Source organism: Thalassospira sp. CH_XMU1458 (assembly GCF_037027205.1).
GTDB classification, from domain to species: Bacteria; Pseudomonadota; Alphaproteobacteria; order Rhodospirillales; family Thalassospiraceae; genus Thalassospira; species Thalassospira tepidiphila.
This window is the reverse complement of the sequence record NZ_JAYMDW010000001.1, coordinates 861,264-882,256: the sequence shown is the minus strand read 5'-3', so window position 1 is coordinate 882,256 and position 20,993 is coordinate 861,264. Positions and strand designations below refer to the sequence as shown.

Below are 20,993 nucleotides of genomic sequence, written 5' to 3'. Positions count from 1 at the left end.
CCCGCAACACCATCTGGTATGCGGGCCTTTTTATTGCTAAGAAGCTTTAAGGCTTTGTGACGCGAACGCGCTCTGTCTTTTTACGCGTGACAAGCCAGATGCCCGACACGATCAAAACAATCCCCGCCAGATGATAAAGATGCAGCGCCTCACCCAGAAAGGCGATGGCAAGGCCGCTTGAGCAAACCGGGATCAGATACATGAACACCCCGGCCTTTGCCGGACCAACCATCGAAACGCCCCGGTTCCAGAACATGTATCCCAGAAACGCCGGCCCCGCCCCGATATAGAAAATCTTCAGCATATCCGGCCAGACCGGATCAAGACTGGTGAAGAACGGCTTTCCATCGACCACCAGCGACCAGATATAAAGCGGGGTCAGGAAACACAAACCGATCAGGGCTGAAACAAACACCAAACTTAGGGGATGCACACCCTTGGGCGCGCGTTTGAGAAACATCGAATAGGCCGCCCAAACCATGGCCGACAACATTGCCAACACATCCCCCAGAACGAAGTCCATTCGGGCAAAAACCGATGGGTCGCCCTTGGCAATGATGGTTGCGGTACCAGCCCCGGCCACCAGCACGCCCAGCCATTGACCAAGCCGTGGCTTGTCTGCGGTCAAAAGGGCTGCAAACAGCAGCACCCAGATCGGCGTGGTCGCATTCAAAAGCCCGGTATTGACCGCCGTCGTGTTATAAGCCGCGAGATAAATCACCACCGAAAACAGGAACACACCCGTAAAGCCGATCAGGAACATCGACAGTTTGTGGTCCGCCATGATTTTCAGATCGCGACGCAGATATTTAAAGCAGAACGGCAACAGCAAACAGATCGCAACGATCCAGCGCCAGAATGAAAGTGCTTCGAACGGGACCGTTTCATTGATGCCGCGCGCCACCACGTGGTTTGAACCCCACATCAACGAACAGGCCACCAACATCAGATAGGCCATCGTCAGTGGCGTCTGCGACCCGGTCTGGGTGGCAGAAACAGTCGTTCCGTTTGACTGGCTCATCAGATTCCCGCCCCCATATTGATCTCGCCATATTCGCGCCGCACCAGATCCATCAGATCGTGCAGGGGCGGATCAATGATGCCCATTTCATCAAGATGGCGCACCGTATTTTCCAGATATTCAAGGTTCGGCCCGACATTGCCATGGGCCGCAACAATGATTTCAACCGCGGTGCGGACCGGCAAGTTGCCGGCATACTGTTCGTGGGTCGGATCGGCAACATAGGTGTGCGCAATCACCTTGCGCCCGTCTGCAAGCTCGACCTCGACATCGGCCGGGATATAGGTGTTGGTCACAAGTTCGCGCTCATCCAGATAGGCTTTCACCTTTGACCAGTTTTCGTGCGCGATGCGAAACGCGTTGCCAACACATTCCCCGCCCTTGTTCAGGCCAAGAACCAACCCCGGATTTTCCGGCGTACCGCGATAATGATGGGAATAGATACAAAACGACCGGTGATAGCCGGGCAGCAACGCACGTGCGCACTCGACAAATTCAAAGCCCGGCCGCCACAACAGCGACCCGTATCCAAACACCCATTTTTCGCGCGCGTCGCTCACGCATTCCTCCGCTAACTAGCTTTCTGATCTCTTAGAATTACGCGAAACTAACGCTTCATGATCACCAATGCCACCCCAAGGGCGGCAATTGCAAACCCGGCAAAGCCAAGCACGCCAAGCTGCTCGTCAAACAGAAGCCAGGCAAACAACGCGGCTGTCGGCGGCACAAGGTAGAACATGCTGGCCACACGGGTGGCTTCGCCCTGCTTGATCAGAACCATCAACAGCATGATCGCCCCGATGGATAAAACCAGCACCAGCCACGCCATCGCCAGAATGAAGTCCATGCTCCATTCAACATGCAGCGGCTCCTTGAACAGCGCGACAACGCCGACAAACACACTGGCAGCAACATATTGAACGACTGTGCCGCTCATCAGTTCCATGCCGGTGCAAAAACGCTTCTGATAAAGGGTGCCCGCGGTCATGCCAAACAGCGCAAAAACCGCAAGCCCGATGCCAAACGGGGTAATGCCGACACCATCGCCAATCTTGGGCAGCAAAACCAGCGCCACCCCGATCAGCCCCAGGATCAAACCGCCCCATTGCCGCATCGAAACCCGTTCGCCCAAAATGGACCCAACGACCGATGCGGTCACAACCGGCTGCAAGCCAACGATCAGCGCGGCTAGCCCCGCCGGCAACCCGGTATCAATCGCCCAGAACACCCCGCCCAGATACACACCATGCACCAGCACCCCGGTGGTGCCGATATGGGCCGCCTCACGCCAGGTTTTTGGCCATTTCGCGCCCATCAGGAAGATCACCGGGATCATCAGGATCAGGACGATGACAAATCGGACAAAAAGGAAAACGAACGGATCTGCATAGGGCAGGCCAAACTTGGCGCCCACAAAGCCCGTGCTCCACAGGAACACGAACACAAATGGCATGATCCGGGCGAACGCCGGATGATCGGTGGCAGACATTTCATTCCCCTAAGGTCGGTCCGTAAAGCGTGGTGGGGCTGCTTGATGGACCGCACAGGATAACCGACAGAATGCCGGTCACTCCCAAATTACTCAGCAGGCTTTTTCTTGCTCTTTTCGTCGCTTTTGCGGTCTTCGCCTTCGGCCGAGAAATTGGCGAAATACTGACCGGCATCAACAATGCCGCGGCGAATTTCACGGGTGCGCGAAAACAGCTCAAACAGCTTGTCGCCCTCGCCCCAGCGAATGGCGCGTTGCAGGGCCATCAGGTCTTCCTGAAAACGTCCCAGCACATCAAGCACCGCTTCGCGGTTGTTCAGGAACACGTCCCGCCACATGGTCGGATCAGACGCAGCAATACGGGTAAAATCACGGAAACCGGTTGCGGAAAACTTGATCACTTCCTGACGCAGTGCGTCTTCAAGATCGGTTGCCGTTCCGACAATCGTGTAAGCAATCAGGTGCGGTAGATGCGATGTGATACCAAGGATACGGTCATGATGATCGGCATCCATGCATTCAACATACATCCCGCAGGCTTCCCAAAGGGCTTTGACCTTGGCAATGGCAGCTTCGTTTTCGCCCGGGATCGGGGTCAGGATGCACCAGCGTTCTTCGAACAGTTCCGGAAAACCGGAATCCGGGCCGGAATGCTCCGTACCGGCCAACGGGTGACCGGGCACGAAATGCACACCTTCGTCCAGATGCGGGGCAATGTCGCGGATGACCGATTGTTTGACCGAACCAACGTCGGAAACAATCGCACCTTTTTTCAATGCACCAGTCAATTGTGCCCCAATGGCTTCATTGGCACCGACCGGGGCACACACCATAACCAAATCCGCATCGCCAACCGCCTGCTTGATGTCGCAATAGGCCGCATCGGCAATGCCAAGTTCAAGCACCCGGTCACGGGTCGCCTCAGAACGGACCGCGCAGGTGATTTTGTTGGCAAGGCCGTCACGCTTGATGCGACGGGCCATGGACGAGCCGATCAGGCCCATGCCGATAAAGGCGACAGTTTCAAACAGCGGCTGGGATGCAGTATTGGTCATTTTATGCGTTCACAAAGTCTTTGATGGTCTGCAGGCAGATTTCCATTTCTTCCTTCGTACCGATGGAAATACGAAGCATCTGCGGCAGGCCATAGGCACCGATTTTGCGCGGGATCACGCCACGGGCCATCATGAAATCATTGGCAGCATCGGCGTTCTTGCCTTCTTCTGCCGGGAATTCAACGAGAACGAAGTTGCCATAGCTCGGATGTGCCTTAAGGCCCGAAATCGCGTTCACCTCGTCGCGGAACCACGAAAGCGTTTCGGCATTGTGGCGCACGCATTCATTGACGAAGTCATCATCATCAAGGGCGGCGGCACCGGCTTCCTGTGTCGGCAGCGGCACGTTGAACGGATTGCGAAGGCGTTGCAGCACATCGGCAATCGCCGGCGGCGCATAGCACCAACCCAGACGGATACCACCAAGACCATAGATCTTGGAAAATGTGCGGGTCATCACGGTATTGTTGCCTGCTTTCACAAGCTCCTCACCGGCCGAATAATCTTCCTGACCGGTCATGAACTCGGCATAGGCCGCATCAACCACCAGAACGATGTCTTCACGCAGACCATCGCGCAGGCGCTTCATTTCCGCATCCGAAATATAGGTGCCGGTCGGGTTGTTCGGGTTGGCAACAAACACGATCTTGGTTTTGTCCGTCACCGCCGCCAGCAGCGCATCAACATCGGTCGTCATGTTGGTTTCAGGCGCGGTTACCGGCGTTGCACCAACGCCCATGGTCGCAATCGGATACATCAAAAAGCCGTGCTGCGAATACAGCACTTCATCGCCCGGACCGGCATAGGCACGGATCAACAGGGTCAGAAGTTCATCAGAACCGTTACCGCAGATAAGCTGATCAAATTCCAGACCGTATTTTTCGGCCAGCTTGTGACGCAGAACGTCGCAACCGCCATCCGGATAACGATGCAAACGGGTTGCCGTGTTACGCAGGGCTTCCATGGCCTTGGGGCTCGGGCCAAGTGCGCCTTCGTTCGAAGACAATTTGATCACGCGCTGAGCACTGTCAGCACTGGATTTACCGCCTTTGTACGGCGCGATATCAAGAATTCCGGGGCGTGGGGTGGGCGCAGACATCAGGTATATTCTCCCTGGGGAAATTGCAGCCAGTCGCGGCTGCCAAGCATGTTTAACTCAGTGCGTCTTCGGCAAGCGGCACGGCATAGGCCCCAACAACCCGCAAACTCTCGGGGCGAAGGCCTTGCGCGTCCAGTGTGCTCTGAAACGCATTGGTGCGATTACAAAAGAATCCCGGCACATCAACAAGCACAAAACGCCGATCCGTCGCCTCATCGTCAGAAAAGCCAAGGATTACCGATCCGTCGATGCCATCCGCAATTTTTTTGCGCACGGTATCCATCGAAATCTCTTTTGACAGGCTGACCACAAACAGAGTCCGGTCATCGCCACTGTCTTCAAGTTCAATGGCTGCCAGAACGAAACCTTCGGTATCTTCGCCGCGTCCAACCGGGCGCCCGCCAAAGGGCAGTTTTGAAACCACACGCACCGGGCTTTGTTCGCTCAGATGGACCCACCATGGCTGGGCCTCGCCCAATTGCGGTTTGGGAAACACACCAACTGCTGCCCGCCCGTCTTCAACGGCGTTGAACGCTTCGCGCGGGGTATCAAATTCAATGATTTCGTTAAGGCACCCGAAATTCAGGCGTGCCAGTTCCCAGCAATCCAACCCGTCGGCATTGCGGCCAAGTGCCACCGTGTACGGCGCTTCAAGCCGCGTTCCGGCCGCGATCATTTCGCGCCAGATCTGGATCAGGGCGGTTTTGGGAAAGGCCCCTTCATGACGTTCAACAAGCGTGCGCATGATGCGCGCTTCACGGGCCGGGCGATAGGGCACCTTGACCTTGCCACCCGCCGCGATCATCCGGTCCTTGTAGGCCCCGACGGCCTGCACAACCTTTGTCCGGCGAATGATCAGCGACTGCAAAGCCTGATCGATCTCGTCGATCTCTCCGCGCAGCTCATTCAGGTCAAGATTTGCCAAATTTTTATCGTCAGACGCCATAATCTACTCTTCTTTTGAACGGCGCACAGTATTAGGACAGGGCCGCAGAAATGCAAAGAAAAGATTGACTAACCCCGGCTCTGCTTCATAGCTAGGGTCAGGACTCATTAATTTGGTTTCAATGGTTCATCGGATTTGTGCGGATACGCGAAGCAAAGCCGCAGGAAGATATGTATCTTTCAAGGCTTTGCGACAAAGTAGGCCGTGCAAATCCGATGAATCCGAAGGACAGACGTTATATTTGCAAACTCCGGCGTCAAATCCCTTGCGCGGGGAGCCACCCCGCTCTACGGCATTTTCCTTGGATTTCACAAATATAACGTCTGCCATTGATATCAAATTAATGGGTCCTGACCCTAGAGAACTAATTTCCGCAAAACCGACGACGAAAGCACGGCGCGTTGTCGGTTTGCGCACGGAAACAACGAATAACCAAGGAAACCGCAATTCATGTCCACCGCGACCAACACGGAAAAGCGCCCCCCGCTTCCAGGCCACCACATGGTGCTTGGTGAAACGGAAAAGCTGCGCCTTGATAGCGGTGTGGAATTCGGTCCGTTTACCCTGGCCTATCAGACCTACGGCGAACTTAATGCTGACAAATCCAACGCGATTCTGGTCTGCCACGCCCTGACCGGGGATCAATATGTTGCCGATGATGTGCATCCGATCACCGGCAAGGAAGGCTGGTGGTCTGAAATCGTCGGCCCCGGCAAGATCATTGATACCAACAAGTATTTCGTCATCTGCAGCAACGTGATCGGCGGCTGTCTTGGCAGTACCGGGCCCAAGGAAATCAATCCGGCAACCGGCAAGCCGTGGGGTCTTGATTTCCCGGTGATCACCATTGCCGATATGGTGCGTGCGCAAACCATGCTGATTGACGCGCTTGGCATCGACATGCTGTTTGCCGTTATCGGTGGCTCGATGGGCGGCATGCAGGTTCTTGAATGGTGCAAAAGCTATCCCGAACGGGTTTATGCCGCCGCCCCGATTGCGACCTCGTTCCGGCATTCGGCGCAAAATATCGCCTTCCACGAAGTCGGGCGTCAGGCCGTCATGGCTGACCCGGACTGGTGCGGGGGCAATTACCTGCTGGAAGGCAAGAAACCGTCACGCGGGTTGGCTGTGGCGCGCATGACTGCGCACATCACCTATCTGTCGCAACCAGCCCTTCACCGCAAATTCGGCCGCAAGCTGCAAAACCGTGGTGCCATCACCTATAGCTTCGATCAGGATTTCCAGGTCGAAAGTTACCTGCGCCATCAGGGTAAAAGCTTCGTCGATCGCTTTGATGCCAACAGCTATCTCTATATCACCCGTGCGATGGATTATTTCGATCTATCGCTTGAATATGACGGGCGGCTGGCCGAGGCCTTTCAGGGCTGCAAGACCCGGTTCTGCGTCATTTCGTTTTCCAGCGACTGGTGCTTTACCACCGCTGAAAGCCGGATTGTCGCCCATGCGCTCAATGCTGCGTCGTGCAATGTCAGCTGCGTCGAGATCGAAAGCGACAAGGGCCATGATGCGTTCCTGCTTGATGAACCCGATTTCCACATGGTGCTGAGTGGCTTCATCGAAGGTGCCGCCGAAGGCCGGGGGCTGAAATAATCATGAATGAGACTTTGAACCCAAACAGCGCAGCCAATGTCGCGCATAGCGACCGCATCCGTGTTGACCTGCAACTGATTGCCGACATGATCGAGCCGGGCACGCGCGTGCTTGATATCGGCTGTGGCGACGGTGAACTTCTGGGCTACCTCACGCGCACCAAAAAGGTTGATGGCCGCGGCCTTGAGCTGTCCAACGAAGGGGTGCGCAACTGTGTCGCACAGGGTTTGCCGGTGATGCAGGGTGATGCGGATCGCGATCTGAGCGATTACCCGGACGGGGCGTTTGATTACGCCATCCTCAGCCAGACCTTGCAGGCAACCCAGCGCCCGAAAGAGGTGCTGTCGGAGTTGCTGCGCATTGGTACCAAGGCGATTGTGTCGTTTCCGAATTTCGGCCATTGGCGCGCACGGTTTGATCTGATGTTCCGGGGCCGTATGCCGCAGAACCCCAACCTTCCGATCATGTGGTACGAAACGCCAAACATCCATTTCTGTACGGTTTTGGACTTCGTTGCGCTGTGTAAGGAAATGGATTTGACGATTGAACGGTCGATGGTTCTCAATGAAGCGGGCTCGAAGCTCAGCCTCGGCAGCCAGACCCGATTTTCCAACTTTTTGGGCAATCAGGCACTTTTCATGTTAAGCAAATAATCAGATCGATTATTCGTTTTCATTGAACAATACCCCCTACCCGATCACAAACTGATCGCGCCCCCGTCTGAAATCTGATGCCCGATCGGGCAACTTCATCAGACGGGGCCGATATGACCAATTCAATCCTCATACAATTTGTTCGACGTAGCATTCTGATCGGCGCGATCACCCTGCTTGCGGCCTGTTCGCAGAAGGCCGAGACGCTGAAACTTTCGGTCACCCAGTTTGGCAGCGCGACCGAGCAGGCGTTCGATCATTATGACGCGGCCTATAGCACACAATTTGCCCCCTTCCCGAAATCCGACACGGCAAAGCGCAGCGCGTTTGTCACCAACATCACCGATTTCACCGGCACGATCACACCGGCCAATATCGATACATTGCTTGATCCCGATGCGGTAAAAATCGATCCAAGCGTCGCGCGCCAATGGCAGGACACGCTCAAGGGCCTGCGCAGCCAGTATCAGCAGTTTGTTGCGATCTTCGATAATATCGAAGCCGGATCGGCATTCGGTGCGTCGGCGGTCACAGAATCCGGCCCGATATTGGAAAAACTGCGCGCCCAGCTTGCCACCATCAGCGATGAGTTCGCGCGCACCCCGCCGCAATTCCTGACCCGGCGCAGCACTCTGATTGCCGAATTGAACCTGATCCGCACCAAGGACCACAACAACCCCGAGGCCGAAAGCCTTCTGATCGAGGCCTGGTGGCAGCAATGGAACAGCCTGATCGCGGCCGAACGCGCGATGCAGACCGATACCCTGCGCGCCTTTGTCACGGCCTCAGCCCTTGGTAACAGGTTGCAGGGACAGATCGATAACTATGCCAAGCTTGATGTCGGGTCGCTGATTACTGCAGTCGAAGACGGCATCAAACTTTCGAGCCAGATCGGCAAGCTGAGCCCGGCGGAACTCGTCACCCAAGGCACCGGCCTGCTTGAAACCGCAACCAACTAGAAAAGAGGGAGTTTTCACAATGAGCCAGACACTCGGTGCCCTGATTGCCGATGCACAGGAAGCCTATGCGACTGCGGCTGTGACCTATCAGGGGGCGACGATTGACCAGAAGGTCAAATCCAAACCGGCCCTTGATAAGGCCGCCAGCCAACTGGTCGCCCTTCAGGCCAAGCAGCTTGATGAAGCCAAGCAAGTCGATGCAGAGGACGAAGCGGCGATGAAGCAATTGCGCCAGCAGGTCAACAATGCCGCGACCCTGCAAACCGGGCTGATGACACTGGTTGCTGTGCTGACGAAATTTATCTGACGGGTTTTGGGGTTACTTCCACCGTCATTTCCACCATCATTTCCAGCGATCGGCATCGGCATCATCGGATGCCTTTGCCGTCACCCACGTGTCACCACCGTCCGGGGTTTCTTCGCGTTTCCAGAAGGGTGCGCGGGTTTTGAGGAAATCCATGATGAAGTCGCAGGCCTCGAACGCGGCACGGCGATGGGCGGAGAGCACGATCACCAGAACGATGCGTTCGCCAGGCAACATGCGGCCAAAGCGATGAATGATGCGAATATCATCAAGCGGCCAGCGATTGGCGGCCTCATCGGCGATCTTTTCCAGTTCGCGTTCGGTCATGCCCGGATAGTGATCAAGCGTCAGGGCCGAAACATTTTCGCCGCCATGAATATCGCGCACCAGCCCGACAAAACTGACCGCAGCCCCGATATCGGTACGACCATCGGTCAGGGCCGCAAGTTCGGCCCCGGGATCAAAATCATGTTGCTGAACAGAAACGCGTGACATGGTCGCCGTCCCGGTTTGCCGGATTGCAAGAATTAATCGAGATGTTTCAGGCCGGTGCGCAGATAGATATAGCCGGTCTGAACCGTGACGATCCCGGCAATCCACAGCAGGATATCACCAATCAGGATCGAGGGGATCAGATCGGGTGATGCATCGCCAACCAGAAGGAACCCGATGGCAAGAATCTGGGCCGTGGTTTTCCATTTGGCAAGGACCGTGACCGGCAAGGGCACTTTAATCTCGGCCAGATGTTCGCGCAGGCCCGACACCATGATTTCCCGGCACATGATGATCACGGCGGGCAATACCGCCAAACCAGAAATGCGTTCAAAGGCCACCATCATCATCAATGCGGCAGCCACCAGCAGCTTGTCGGCAATCGGATCGAGGAACCGACCAAGTGGGGAGACCACATTCATCGAGCGCGCCAGATAGCCGTCAAAGAAATCGGTCACCCCGGCAAAGGCAAACAGTGCAAAGCCGATCCAGTTCCCGACAGGACCATTGATGTAAAACGACGCGATCAGCGCCGGGATTACGAATATGCGCGACATGGTCAGCAGATTGGGAATCTGGTTCTTCATAAACGGGGCCTGTTTGACGGATTTTACGGCAATGACATCAAGGCCCTGATGCGCAATCGCCCAAGGCCGCGCAATTATTAAAGACTTGAAGCACATACCACAAGGGCCGTGTTGATGACGGATTAGCGTCAGAACACGGCCCGTGCGATAAATACCATTCTTGCTCTGGCAGGGTGGCACCCTCGGTATCGTGATCAGGCGCAAAACCTGGCCTACTCGGAAATCGGGTACCCCCCTGCTGCGGGACCTTCGATCGTGATCCACTGAATTTCGGTGAACTCCTCGAATCCGATGGTGCCGCCGGAGCGCCCATAGCCACTGTCTTTCACGCCGCCAAAGGGAATCTGTGCCTCATCATCGAGCGTCGCACCGTTGATGTGGGACATTCCAACGTTCAGGCGTTTTGCCATATCGAGCGCCAGTGTCACATCCCGACTGAAGATCGCCGAAGACAGGCCATAGTCGTTGTCGTTGGCAATACGCAGCGCCTCTTCGGGGCCATCGACAATCACCACAGCGGCGATTGGACCGAAAGATTCCTCTTGATAGACGCGCATTTCAGGTGTCACGCCCTTTAGCACCGTCGGGGCAACGCAACGCCCATTCACCGTGCCACCAGCAAGACATTCGGCCCCCTTGGAAACAGCGTCCTCGGTCATTTCCATCAAGCGCGTCACAGCAGCCTGATTGATGACCGGCCCCAGAACAATGCCTTCCTCGCGCGGGTTCCCATGTGGGACCCGCCGTGCCACGGCGGCAAGGCGATCACAAAATTCATCTGCGATTGCGCGGTCGACGATGATCCGCTCTGTCGAAAGGCAGCCCTGACCGGAATTGGCAAAAGAGCCAAAAGCTGCTGCGCTGACCGCGCGCCCCAGATCGGCATCGGCCAATACGATACAGGGTGCCTTGCCGCCCAGTTCCAGCACTGCGCGTTTCAGGTGCGCACCTGCCTTTTCGGCGATGAGACGTCCAATCCGCGTCGACCCCGTGAAATGAATACGGCAGACATCACGATGTGCGATCAGGGCATCGACCACTTCGGACGCATCGTTGGGCGCATTGGTAATCAGGTTGACGACACCGTCGGGGATCCCCGCATCGCAAAAGCATTGCGCAACAAGCGCATGCGTCAGCGGGGTCTGTTCGGACGCTTTGATCACCACGGTGTTGCCAACGGCCAAGGCGGCAGGAACCGAGGCCCCAACAAGCAAAGCTGGCGCATTCCAGGGAATGATGCTGGCGACAACGCCAACAGGTTTGCGGATCGCCATCATCGTGCGGTCAGGCCTGTTCGAGGGGATAAGTTCGCCAGTCAACCCCTGATACACCTCACCCGCTGCAAAGCGAAGCTTTTCGCACAGAACCTTGACATTGTAAGCACCCCAGGCAGCAGGTCCGCCCATCTCGACCGTAATCGCGGCAGAGATGTCATCGGCCCGTGCCGCGACCGCATTGGCCGTTGCCATCAGGTAATCACCCCGCTCATTGGGCGCCAATGCTGCCCATGAAATAAAGGCCTGCTTGGCGGCGTCAACGGCGCGGTCAACGTCATGCGCCCGTGCTGCTGAAGCAAGGGTCGCCGTTTCACCGCTGTATGGATCAAGGCAGGTATAAGTTCCCCCACGGCTGGCACCAGACCAGTGCCCTCCGATGAGAAGGGACTTTTTTGTATCCATCATGGAGCGCGCCTTTGATTACTGTACAACTCGGGTGGCAGCGAACTGGGCGGCAATCCTTGCGACACGAACGCCATAGAGGCGCGCGGTTTCCAGATCGCCCACCGACATTTCTTCGGGGGTGGCATCCGCATCAGCCTGTGCCATCGGACCGACATGGGAGCCCATCCGATTAAGGTCATCGCGTTTGGCCGCCTTGGTATTCGCAGGCTTGATCGCGAGCGACACCCAGTGTCCCCCGTGCTGACAGGCGAGAAGCATGAAATATTGCAATGTACTGAGCTTGTCGCCGTTGAGGCTGGCGGAATTGGTAAAACCGCCCATGACCTTGTCTTCCCAAGCATCCACGAACCAAGCTTTGGACGAGGCATCGGCAAACTTTTTGAACTGCCAACTGGGAGCCCCCATATAGGTCGGTGCACCGAAGATGATTGCATCAGCGGCCAGCAGAGTGTCCCATGCACTGTCGGGAATATTGCCATCGGCGTCGATGGCAATCAGGATGCCACCGGCTCCTTCGGCGACGGCTTCGGCGACGCGCCGGGTGTGGCCATAGCCGGAATGATAAACGATGGCAGTTGTAATGGTGTCTTTGGTCATATCTTTGTCCTTTCGGGAATGAGCATGCCGCAGGTCATGCTTTGCGGCGGATCGGCAACAAAAGTCGGATCCGGGGATCACGGAGGTAAAGGCCGCCCCATGTCAGCAGGCCCAGCCCAAGCGAGATAATCACTGGCGGCGAGCCAATTTCGCCCAGTCGAACATGGGTGCATATCGCCCCGCCAAGAAAGCCTGTTGTCAGGATCGCGCCAAACACGGCGGTTGGCGGAACGGCATACAGGATCGCGCAAGACACCATGATCGCACCCATCAGCGGTGCCAGACCGATGTCAAATCCGCCTTCGCGCAGCATCGGCCCCGCCAGCGCGGGGACAAAAAACTGCACGGCACCATCGGCAAGCAGCGCAAAGACAACAAGGGCGCTGGCGGCATATCCAAGCCAAGGCAGAAAGTTGGGTTTCTTGTTGTCTGGCATGATGTCTCCGGTTTGAGCTTTGTTTTCACCGCCAAATTATCGCGCCGGATTAATGCGATAAATCATGCAAATAAAAACGCATTGTTTTCTCAAAAAGAAACAATTAGCTTTTTCATATGCAGAACCTTGAGCACCTCATGATCTTTGTGCGGATCGCCGAAATGCACAGCTTTAGCCGCGCGGCAGAGAGCCTGGGCATACAGAAAGGGCGTGCTTCGAGCGTTGTGCGACAGTTGGAGGAGGAACTGGGTGCCAGGCTGCTGCACAGGACAACACGCAGCGTGCAATTGACCGACGATGGCCGCAGGTTCCATCAGCGTGCGCGAGACTTGCTGAGCGATTTCGACGACATGCGTACGATGTTTGCTGGCGATAACAGCACTTTGCGCGGAAGGCTGCGGGTGGATTTGCCAACCGAGCTTGCACGGACAACATTGGTGCCTGCCTTGCCGGACTTCATGGCCGCCTGTCCGGAATTGGAGCTGGAACTGTCCAGCACCGACCGGCAGGTAGATCTGGTCGAAGAGGGTTTTGACTGTGTCCTGCGAATTGGCCCGGTTGGAGACGAAAACCTGATTGCCCGCCCCGTGGGGCGGCTGCGCATGGTGAATGCGGCAAGTCCTGCTTATCTGGCGCGGCACGGCACGCCGCTCTCGCTCGATGATCTGCAAAAGCAAGGCCACCGCACGGTTCATTACAGCCGGACCTTGGGCGCAAAGCCCTATGGCTGGGAATATCCGGTTGTCGATGGCGATGGCGATGCCTATGCGACATTACCGCTGCCCGGCGCATTGCAAGTAAACAGCGTGCAAGCCTACGAGGCCGCCGGGCTTGCTGGCCTTGGCCTGATCCAAGCGGCATATACCGGTGTCCACCGGCATCTGGAAAGCGGCGCCTTGGTGGAAATCCTGCCGGATCTCCGCCCGGAACCGCTGGACGTCAACCTTGTCGTTGCCCACCGTCGCAATCTGTCTCGGCGGCTGCGTGCCTTTATGGCCTGGATCGAGGAGGTTCTGGCACCGTATCTGGATTGAGGGTTTGAGGGGCTGAGGATGCTGTGGGCGATCTGCGTATCTGAGCCAAAGGAAAAGCCCGCATCGCGAAACAAGCACACGTCCGTGATAGACCGCATTGGCAAAATTTGACATAATTTGCCATATCTTGATAACGGAGCACATCATGGCGACGATGAATGTATCCCTGCCTGACCTTATGCGCGAATGGGTCGAGAGCCAGATTGAACAGGGCGAATACGCAAGTTCAAGCGACTATATTCGCGATTTGATCCGGCAGGACCAACGCAGACAAAAATTGCTGAAGGCGGCGCTTAATGAGGGGCTTAACAGCGGCCGCAGCCCCCGCACGGCAGAAGACATTTTGCAGGAGACCCGCAAGAAGCTGACGGATGGCTAACTACATCCTTTCGCAAAAGGCGGATGAAGATCTTGAGGGGATATACGTTTATTCCCACGAGAGTTTTGGCGAAAAGCAGGCCATTGCGTATTTCCTGTCTTTGCGTGATTGCCTGAACAATCTGGCCAATTCCCCGCATATTGGCCGGGATGTGAGTTTTCTGCATCCGGGCATGTATTGCCACCATCATAAACGCTATATGGTTTACTACCTGATTGAAGGCGATGGTGTTTTTGTCGTGCGCGTTCTGCATGATGCAATGGATGCGCATCTGCATATTTGACGCAAAGAAAAGGGCCGCATCCCGAAACAAGGATGCAGCCCCTAAATCGATCAAATTGGCACGCGATCAGGCAACATCTGCCTCGGCCGGATGGGCGGACTTGCCGCGTCCGATGCTGAGCGCCTGATAGAGGATGATGGCCGCCAAGGTTGCCGTGCCGATCCCGCCCATGGCGAAACCACCGAAATTGACCGTGAAGTCGCCCGCGCCAAAGATCAGCGTGATGCCCACCGTAAACAGGTTGCGCGGATCAGAGAAATCAACGCGGTTATCGACCCACAAACGGATCATGGCAGCAGCAATCAGGCCAAAGACCGCGACACCAAGCCCACCCAGAACCGGGCCCGGAATGGTGTGCAGCAACGCGCCGAATTTCGGCGAGAAACCAAGCAGGATGGCAATTACCGCCGCGATGACAAAGATCAGGGTCGAAAACACGCGGGTTACGGCCATAACACCCATGTTTTCAACATAAGTGGTGACACCGGTACCGCCGCCCGATCCGGCCAGCATGGTTGCCAAACCGTCGCCGACAAAACCACGGCCGATATAACGGTCCATGTTCTGTTTGGTCATGCCGCCAATCGCCTTGATATGGCCGAGGTTTTCGGCCACCAGAATGAAGGCCACCGGGGCAATCAGGAACATGGCCGAACTTTCAAAACGCGGCGCGACAAAGGATGGCATGCCAAACCACGCGGCTTGGGAAAGTTCGGTAAAATCAATCGCCGGCATCAGGCCAAAGCCGTTGCCCAAAACCAACACCAGCACATAGCCCGCCAGGATCCCGACCAGAATGGAAATCCGACGCAGCGCAATCGGCGCATAGACCGAGACTAAGGCCACCGACAGCAAGGTCAGAAGGGCGACGAGCATATGCATGTTGTCACCCGTGATACCGTTGATCCCGACCGGGGCGAGGTTCAGGCCAATCGCCGCACCAACCGCCCCCGTCACCGCAGGCGGCATCAGTTTTTCGATCCAGCCGGTGCCGGTTGCCATGACGATCAGGCCGATCACGACATAAAGCGCGCCGGCAGCAATGATCCCGCCAAGGGCCCCGCCAATATCGGGGTTTGGTCCCGATCCGGCATATCCGGTGGCGGCAATGACGACCGCGATAAAGGCGAAGGACGAGCCCAGATAACTGGGCACACGGCCCGCCGTGCAGATGAAGAAGATCAGGGTACCGATACCGGAAAACAGGATCGCCAGATTGGGGTCAAACCCCATCAGAAGCGGGCCAAGGATGGTCGCACCCGACATGGCAACAAGATGCTGCAAACCCATCGGGAACATCGCACCCCAAGGCAGACGTTGATCAGGCATGACTGTGGAAGACCGGGTCACAGACCAGGAAGGAAAATATCGCATTTATGGCAAGCCGATTATTTATGGACGTTTCGCGCGAAAATGCCCCACCGGGCGGCAGGGCGTACCGGGTATCGCGCCACGGGCAGCAAAAAGCAAGATGCCATCCGATGCTTTTTTAGTCGTTGCTGTGGAAATGGTCGTAAATCTTGCGCGCCAAGGCGGCACTGATGCCATCGACGGCCTCGAGATCCGATAGCCCGGCGTCGGCCACCCCACGGGCGGAGCCAAAATGGTGGAGCAATGCCTTTTTACGCGCACCGCCGACACCGGGGACTGAGTCGAGCACGCTTTTGCCCATCTGTTTGCCGCGTTTGGCGCGGTGCGTGCCAATCGCCCAGCGGTGGGCCTCGTCGCGCAGACGCTGAATGAAATAGAGCACCGGGTCTTTCATATCGAGGCGTACCGGGGCCTTGCCGGGGATGTGCAGCACTTCCTTGCCGGCATTACGATCAACACCCTTGGCGACACCGACCAGCATGACGTCCTCGATACCAAGGTCTTCGAGCACTTCACGTGCCACGCCAAGCTGGCCCAAACCGCCATCAATCAGACACAGGTCCGGCCAAGTGCCGTTTTCGCGGTCCGGGTCTTCTTTTTGCGCCCGGGCAAAACGGCGCGTTAAGACTTCGCGCATCATGGCAAAGTCATCACCCGGTGCGATATCGCCCTTGATGTTGAATTTGCGATAGGCGTTTTTCATGAAGCCTTCGGGTCCGGCGACAATCATGCCACCGACCATGTTGGTCCCCTGGGTGTGAGAGTTATCGTAAACCTCGATCCGTTCCGGCGTGCTTTCGAGATCAAGCTTGTCAGCCAGGTCTTCAAGCAATTTGCGCTGTGTCGCACTTTCGGCCAGACGACGCCCCAAGGCATCCTTGGCGTTGGTCAGGGCATGTTCGACCAGTTTGCGTTTGCCGCCGCGCTTGGGCACGAGCAATTCGATCTTGCGGTCGTTATTGATGCCAAGCGCGTTTTCGACCAGTTCCTGGCCTTCGATTTCATGCGACAGGAAGATCTGTTTGGGGGCCGGTTTATCGGCATAGAACTGCCCGACGAAAGCCGAGAGGATTTCAGGGATTTCGGCCGATTGTTCATGGCGCGGGAAGTAGGACCGGTTGCCATAGTTCGAGCCCGAGCGGAAGAAGAAGACCTGCACACAGCTTTGCCCGCCTTCCTGATGCAGGGCGATGACATCGGCCTCTTCGACACCTTCGAGGTTGATGTCCTGATGGGATCGGATCTGGCTGAGCGCACGGATGCGGTCGCGATACATCGCGGCCTGTTCGAATTCCATCTTTTCAGACGCATCCATCATGTCGGCTTCGAGCTGCTTGAGGATTTTCTGGCTGCGCCCCGTCAAAAAGTCGCGGCAGATATCAACAAGCTCGTCATATTCCGGCTTGGAAATGCGATCGACACATGGGGCGGCACAGCGTTTGATTTGATAAAGCAAACAGGGGCGCGAGCGGTTGGAAAACACCCCGTCGGTGCAGGAGCGCAGCAAAAAGGCGCGTTGCAGATGGTTGATGGTGTTATTGACCGCCCAGGCCGAGGCAAACGGGCCAAAGCAACTGCCATCCTTGGCGCGTGCGCCACGATGTTTGACGATGCGCGGATAGTCGTGATCCTCGGTGATCAGGATATAGGGGAAGCTTTTGTCATCGCGCAGCAGGATGTTGTAGCGCGGTTTGAGCTTTTTGATCAGGTTGGATTCAAGAAGGAGTGCCTCGGCCTCGGTATGGGTGGTGATGATTTCCATCCGCACCGTCTGGGCCACCATGCGGGCAATGCGGATCGGCAATTGCATGATGCGGGTATAGGAGACCACGCGTTTCTTGAGGTTCTTGGCCTTGCCGACATACAGCACGCGTTCCTTGTCATCGATCATGCGATAGACACCCGCCGAGCCCGGCATGGTTTTCAGCGCATTTTTGATCGCCTCCACCCCGCGTGCTGCCCCGCCGTCGATTTTATCACCATCAAGCGACAAACCGATTTCCCGTTTCGGGGCATCATCCCCGGTCGGGTTTTCGGGGGAAACAGGTGGCTTCATCAAGGCACTCCGAGATCACGTGAGGCTGCTGCTGGTCAGGCGAGCTGCAATCGACACTAAAATACATTCAAAGTTGTGACAGCCGTCACAGGCAAACGCGAATTGAAACATAGCTGAAAAGATTAACATCGCAACCGCGCCGAGGGGAATCGCCATGCCAAAAAAGATGTCCACCAAGACTGTGGATAACTATGTGGGTAATCGGGGGGTGACTTCCTGCACCCCTTGAGAGTCTTAACGTTCTATGAAGTGCACAATTATTGAGCAAAACAGTTAAGTTATTGATTTTAAACAATAAAAATACTGTCAACGTGAAATCATTCGGTAATAGAGTCGTAAAAAATGAATATTTTCCTTTGAATCACATTCGCCAGATGCTTGTGAATAAGCACGGATGCGATTCGCACCAGAGGAATCACAGAGTCCCGTGGATTGGCCGTCTGAAAAAGTAAATTTTTTCGGGAAATTGCGTATCGATCAGCGCGCGATATTGTGGCGTTCGATTTCCACACCAACCGCAGCGGCATCTTCAAAAACGTCGAGCTTTTCAACCCTGACGATCACCTTGCGCACACGCGGGTCGGCAAGACACATGTCGGCGAGTTTTTCCCCAAGGGTTTCCACAAGGTTGGTGTGACCATCCTGGCAGATGCGGCGCGTGCCGACGACCAGATCCTCGTAGCTCAGCACGGTGGTGATATCATCATTCTGGACACCGTCACCTTCGAGCACGGCAAGGTCGAGGTTGATGCGCACGCGTTGCGGGGCTTCTTTTTCGTGTTCGTAAACACCGATGGAGGTGTGAATGATCATGTCACGCACGAAGACACGGCGCAGGTTGCCTGCACGATCTGCATGGGGCACATCGGCAAATGGCAATGTCGTAATTTTGGCATCCTGTTTAAGGCCTGCGGTCATATTCCGGTCTTCCTTGTGCTGCTTTGTTGCGGGTGCCTTAAAAATCACCACGCAATTCCGGCCCGATGTCTGGCAGCGATTTAACGATCACTGCCGGGCATCATTCGTTGGGCGCATCTTCTTCGCCACTGGGCGCCCAATCGAGGTGCTGCCCGCCGTCAAGCGCTAACATTTGCCCGGTGATGGCCGGCGCGGCAAGGAAAAATCGAACCGCGTCGCAAATCTCTTGCGGGTTTGTCCCTATTTTCAGGGGTGTTTTTTCGCACTGCGCGTCGAAATCTTCCTGTGTTTGTCGGCTACTAGGCAGTGCCGGCCCCGGCCCGATGGCATTGACGCGAATTTTTGGCGCAAGGGCCAGTGCCAGCGTCTGGGTCAGGGTCCAAAGCCCGGCTTTGGACAGGGTATAGGTCATGAAATGCGGGGTCAGGTTCCAGACACGCTGATCAATCAGGTTGAGGATCATACCCTGACAGTTATCTGGCAGATGCTTTGCAAATTGCTGCGAGAGGATAAACGGCGCGCGCAAATTGGTTTCCATATGCAAATCCCAGCTTTCGCGGGTTGCGGTTTGCACATCATCAAATTCAAAGGTCGAGGCGTTATTGATCAGAACCCCGATCGAGCCAAGTTGCCTGGTTGCGTCGGCGACCAATTGATGGGTTGCATCTTCGTTGGTCAGATCGGCCGAAACAACGCAGGCCTTTCGGCCAAGGTCGCGGACCTCGTCGGCGACAGCTTCGGCGTCTTGTTTGGAGCTGTTGCAATGAAGGGCGATGTCATAGCCGTTGCGCGCCAGATCCAGGGTCAATGCACGACCGATGCGTTTTGCCGCACCGGTGATCAGAACGGATTTCGGGAATTGACCTGTCATTGTTGCCTCGATCCTTCGCAAAGTGTGCGGACCGTCATGAGACGGCGCGCGAACTGATTGAACTGTCTATGCTACGACAAGTTGGAAGACATAGACCAGATAGGCAATCACGAATGCAATGCCGGTGATGCGCGAAATCTTACGCATGGCATAGGCAACACCGAGCAAGCCCACGGTTACCGCCAGCATGATCCAGATGTCGGAATTCATGATCTGTTCAGGCACCGGGATCGGTGCGATCAGCGACACACCACCAATGATCACAAGCAGGTTCAGAAGGTTCGAGCCAAACACATTGCCCAGTGCCACATCGGAATGCCCGCGGAAGGCGGCAACCACCGATGCGGCAAGTTCCGGCAGTGACGTGCCAAAGGCAACAAGGGTCAGGCCAATGACGGCTTCGGATACGCCAAACTGACGGGCGACCGAGACCCCGCCTTCAACCAGCCATTCCGCACCAAACATCAGCGCCACAATCCCGACGACAGTCGCGATGATCGGCCTGGTCCAGCCTTTGGGCTTTTCGCCGACTTCGTCGACTTCTTCTTCATGCAGGTGGCTGGCTTCGCTTGGTGAATTTTTGTCGTGCTGATAGGTGAAGTACCAGATGGCCGCCAACACACAAAGCATCACCGCCCCGGCCCAGCGTTCGATCACGCCAAACATGCAAAAGGCAATAAACAGGACCGTGCCCAGCAACATGGTGCCGCCATCACGCACCACGGTGACCCGCGAGGCCGCCACGGGTTTGAGCAAGGCAACGGCACCCAAAATAAGCAGGATATTGGCAATGTTGGAGCCAACAACGTTGCCCATCGCGATATCGGCCGTGCCCTTAAGCGATGCATTGAGCGAGACGACAAATTCCGGTGCTGACGTTCCGGCGGCGACAATCGTCAGACCGACGATCACCTTGGAAACGCCCAGCAAAAGTGCAAGACCAACCGCCCCCCTTACGATGAATTCACCACCTGCTGTCAGCAATACAAGGCCCGCGATGATCTGAAGATAGGGGATAAGCTGTTCCAAAATATCTGCTCGTTTCAAAAGCGATTAAACCGGCCCGGTGTCAGGCCCGCGGAAGATGGCATTTGGCAGCGCGAATGGCAAGTCATCAGGCGGTGACAATCGCCACAGCCCTTAATAGCCC

General features: G+C 56.2%; 23 protein-coding genes. 7 read left to right on the top strand and 16 right to left on the bottom strand.

Going from position 1 to position 20,993, the window contains the following annotated elements; all coding sequences use genetic code 11:
• Positions 1-46: 46 nt before the first annotated feature.
• From WBY09_RS03985 to WBY09_RS03960, 6 genes are all read right to left on the bottom strand, one after another.
• Positions 47-1,021, bottom strand: a complete 975-nt coding sequence (locus WBY09_RS03985; protein WP_336232053.1) for a DMT family transporter — start codon at positions 1,019-1,021, stop codon at positions 47-49.
• Positions 1,021-1,581, bottom strand: a complete 561-nt coding sequence (locus WBY09_RS03980; protein ID WP_336232052.1) for a gamma-glutamylcyclotransferase — start codon at positions 1,579-1,581, stop codon at positions 1,021-1,023. Before WBY09_RS03980 ends, WBY09_RS03985 begins: the two co-directional genes overlap by 1 nt.
• A gap of 47 nt (positions 1,582-1,628) precedes the next feature.
• Positions 1,629-2,510, bottom strand: a complete 882-nt coding sequence (locus WBY09_RS03975) for a DMT family transporter (RefSeq protein WP_336232051.1) — start codon at positions 2,508-2,510, stop codon at positions 1,629-1,631.
• An 89-nt stretch (positions 2,511-2,599) separates the two neighbouring features.
• Positions 2,600-3,565, bottom strand: a complete 966-nt coding sequence (locus WBY09_RS03970) for a prephenate/arogenate dehydrogenase family protein (protein WP_336232049.1) — start codon at positions 3,563-3,565, stop codon at positions 2,600-2,602.
• 1 nt (position 3,566) lies between these two features.
• A complete protein-coding gene (hisC, locus tag WBY09_RS03965) occupies positions 3,567-4,664 on the bottom strand; it encodes a histidinol-phosphate transaminase (RefSeq protein WP_008889145.1) in 1,098 nt (365 codons plus the stop codon).
• A 52-nt stretch (positions 4,665-4,716) separates the two neighbouring features.
• Positions 4,717-5,589, bottom strand: a complete 873-nt coding sequence (locus WBY09_RS03960; protein WP_231959620.1) for a chorismate mutase — start codon at positions 5,587-5,589, stop codon at positions 4,717-4,719.
• 471 nt (positions 5,590-6,060) lie between these two features.
• Here WBY09_RS03960 and metX point away from each other — a divergent pair, with 471 nt between their 5' ends.
• From metX to WBY09_RS03940, 4 genes are all read left to right on the top strand, one after another.
• Positions 6,061-7,221 carry a homoserine O-acetyltransferase MetX gene (gene metX, locus WBY09_RS03955; protein ID WP_040822680.1) on the top strand — a complete coding sequence of 387 codons (1,161 nt, stop codon included), beginning with the start codon at positions 6,061-6,063 and terminating at the stop codon, positions 7,219-7,221.
• Positions 7,222-7,223: 2 nt separating this feature from the next.
• Positions 7,224-7,874 carry a methionine biosynthesis protein MetW gene (gene metW / locus WBY09_RS03950; protein WP_336232048.1) on the top strand — a complete coding sequence of 217 codons (651 nt, stop codon included), beginning with the start codon at positions 7,224-7,226 and terminating at the stop codon, positions 7,872-7,874.
• 113 nt (positions 7,875-7,987) lie between these two features.
• On the top strand, positions 7,988-8,833 hold the full coding sequence (locus tag WBY09_RS03945) for a hypothetical protein (RefSeq protein WP_336232047.1): 846 nt from the start codon (positions 7,988-7,990) through the stop codon (positions 8,831-8,833).
• Positions 8,834-8,852: 19 nt separating this feature from the next.
• Complete coding sequence (locus WBY09_RS03940; RefSeq protein WP_336232046.1) at positions 8,853-9,140, top strand: hypothetical protein; 288 nt, start codon at positions 8,853-8,855, stop codon at positions 9,138-9,140.
• Positions 9,141-9,176: 36 nt separating this feature from the next.
• Here the strand turns inward: WBY09_RS03940 and moaE are convergent, their stop codons facing one another.
• The 5 genes from moaE to WBY09_RS03915 all read right to left on the bottom strand — a co-directional run bounded on the left by moaE (position 9,177) and on the right by WBY09_RS03915 (position 12,931).
• Complete coding sequence (gene moaE / locus WBY09_RS03935; protein ID WP_336232044.1) at positions 9,177-9,632, bottom strand: molybdopterin synthase catalytic subunit MoaE; 456 nt, start codon at positions 9,630-9,632, stop codon at positions 9,177-9,179.
• A gap of 32 nt (positions 9,633-9,664) precedes the next feature.
• On the bottom strand, positions 9,665-10,216 hold the full coding sequence (pgsA, locus tag WBY09_RS03930) for a CDP-diacylglycerol--glycerol-3-phosphate 3-phosphatidyltransferase (protein WP_040822814.1): 552 nt from the start codon (positions 10,214-10,216) through the stop codon (positions 9,665-9,667).
• A gap of 212 nt (positions 10,217-10,428) precedes the next feature.
• Positions 10,429-11,898 (bottom strand): aldehyde dehydrogenase family protein, encoded by a 1,470-nt coding sequence (locus tag WBY09_RS03925; RefSeq protein ID WP_336232043.1) that lies wholly within the window; start codon positions 11,896-11,898, stop codon positions 10,429-10,431.
• 15 nt (positions 11,899-11,913) lie between these two features.
• On the bottom strand, positions 11,914-12,495 hold the full coding sequence (locus WBY09_RS03920) for a flavodoxin family protein (RefSeq protein ID WP_008892345.1): 582 nt from the start codon (positions 12,493-12,495) through the stop codon (positions 11,914-11,916).
• Between the two features lie 34 nt (positions 12,496-12,529).
• A complete protein-coding gene (locus WBY09_RS03915) occupies positions 12,530-12,931 on the bottom strand; it encodes a DoxX family protein (RefSeq protein WP_008892344.1) in 402 nt (133 codons plus the stop codon).
• Positions 12,932-13,047: 116 nt separating this feature from the next.
• Between WBY09_RS03915 and WBY09_RS03910 the strand changes: the two genes are divergently transcribed.
• The 3 genes from WBY09_RS03910 (at position 13,048) to WBY09_RS03900 (ending at position 14,627) form a co-directional block, all read left to right on the top strand.
• Positions 13,048-13,965 carry a LysR family transcriptional regulator gene (locus WBY09_RS03910; RefSeq protein WP_336232041.1) on the top strand — a complete coding sequence of 306 codons (918 nt, stop codon included), beginning with the start codon at positions 13,048-13,050 and terminating at the stop codon, positions 13,963-13,965.
• Between the two features lie 145 nt (positions 13,966-14,110).
• Entirely contained in the window at positions 14,111-14,344 is a 234-nt protein-coding gene (locus WBY09_RS03905; RefSeq protein WP_064779876.1) for a type II toxin-antitoxin system ParD family antitoxin, read from the top strand.
• Positions 14,337-14,627, top strand: coding sequence for a type II toxin-antitoxin system RelE/ParE family toxin (locus WBY09_RS03900; RefSeq protein ID WP_336232040.1), 291 nt, complete (start codon positions 14,337-14,339; stop codon positions 14,625-14,627). Before WBY09_RS03905 ends, WBY09_RS03900 begins: the two co-directional genes overlap by 8 nt.
• Before the next feature lie 66 nt (positions 14,628-14,693).
• On the opposite strand, the gene WBY09_RS03895 is transcribed toward WBY09_RS03900, so the two are convergent.
• The 5 genes from WBY09_RS03895 to WBY09_RS03875 form a co-directional block, all read right to left on the bottom strand.
• Positions 14,694-15,956, bottom strand: a complete 1,263-nt coding sequence (locus WBY09_RS03895; RefSeq protein WP_336232039.1) for a solute carrier family 23 protein — start codon at positions 15,954-15,956, stop codon at positions 14,694-14,696.
• 160 nt (positions 15,957-16,116) lie between these two features.
• Entirely contained in the window at positions 16,117-18,054 is a 1,938-nt protein-coding gene (gene uvrC / locus WBY09_RS03890; protein ID WP_443082654.1) for an excinuclease ABC subunit UvrC, read from the bottom strand.
• Positions 18,055-18,531: 477 nt separating this feature from the next.
• On the bottom strand, positions 18,532-18,972 hold the full coding sequence (gene folB / locus WBY09_RS03885; protein ID WP_008888328.1) for a dihydroneopterin aldolase: 441 nt from the start codon (positions 18,970-18,972) through the stop codon (positions 18,532-18,534).
• A 100-nt stretch (positions 18,973-19,072) separates the two neighbouring features.
• Entirely contained in the window at positions 19,073-19,843 is a 771-nt protein-coding gene (locus WBY09_RS03880) for an SDR family oxidoreductase (protein WP_286792860.1), read from the bottom strand.
• Positions 19,844-19,909: 66 nt separating this feature from the next.
• Positions 19,910-20,872, bottom strand: a complete 963-nt coding sequence (locus WBY09_RS03875) for a calcium/sodium antiporter (RefSeq protein WP_286792859.1) — start codon at positions 20,870-20,872, stop codon at positions 19,910-19,912.
• Positions 20,873-20,993: the final 121 nt, after the last annotated feature.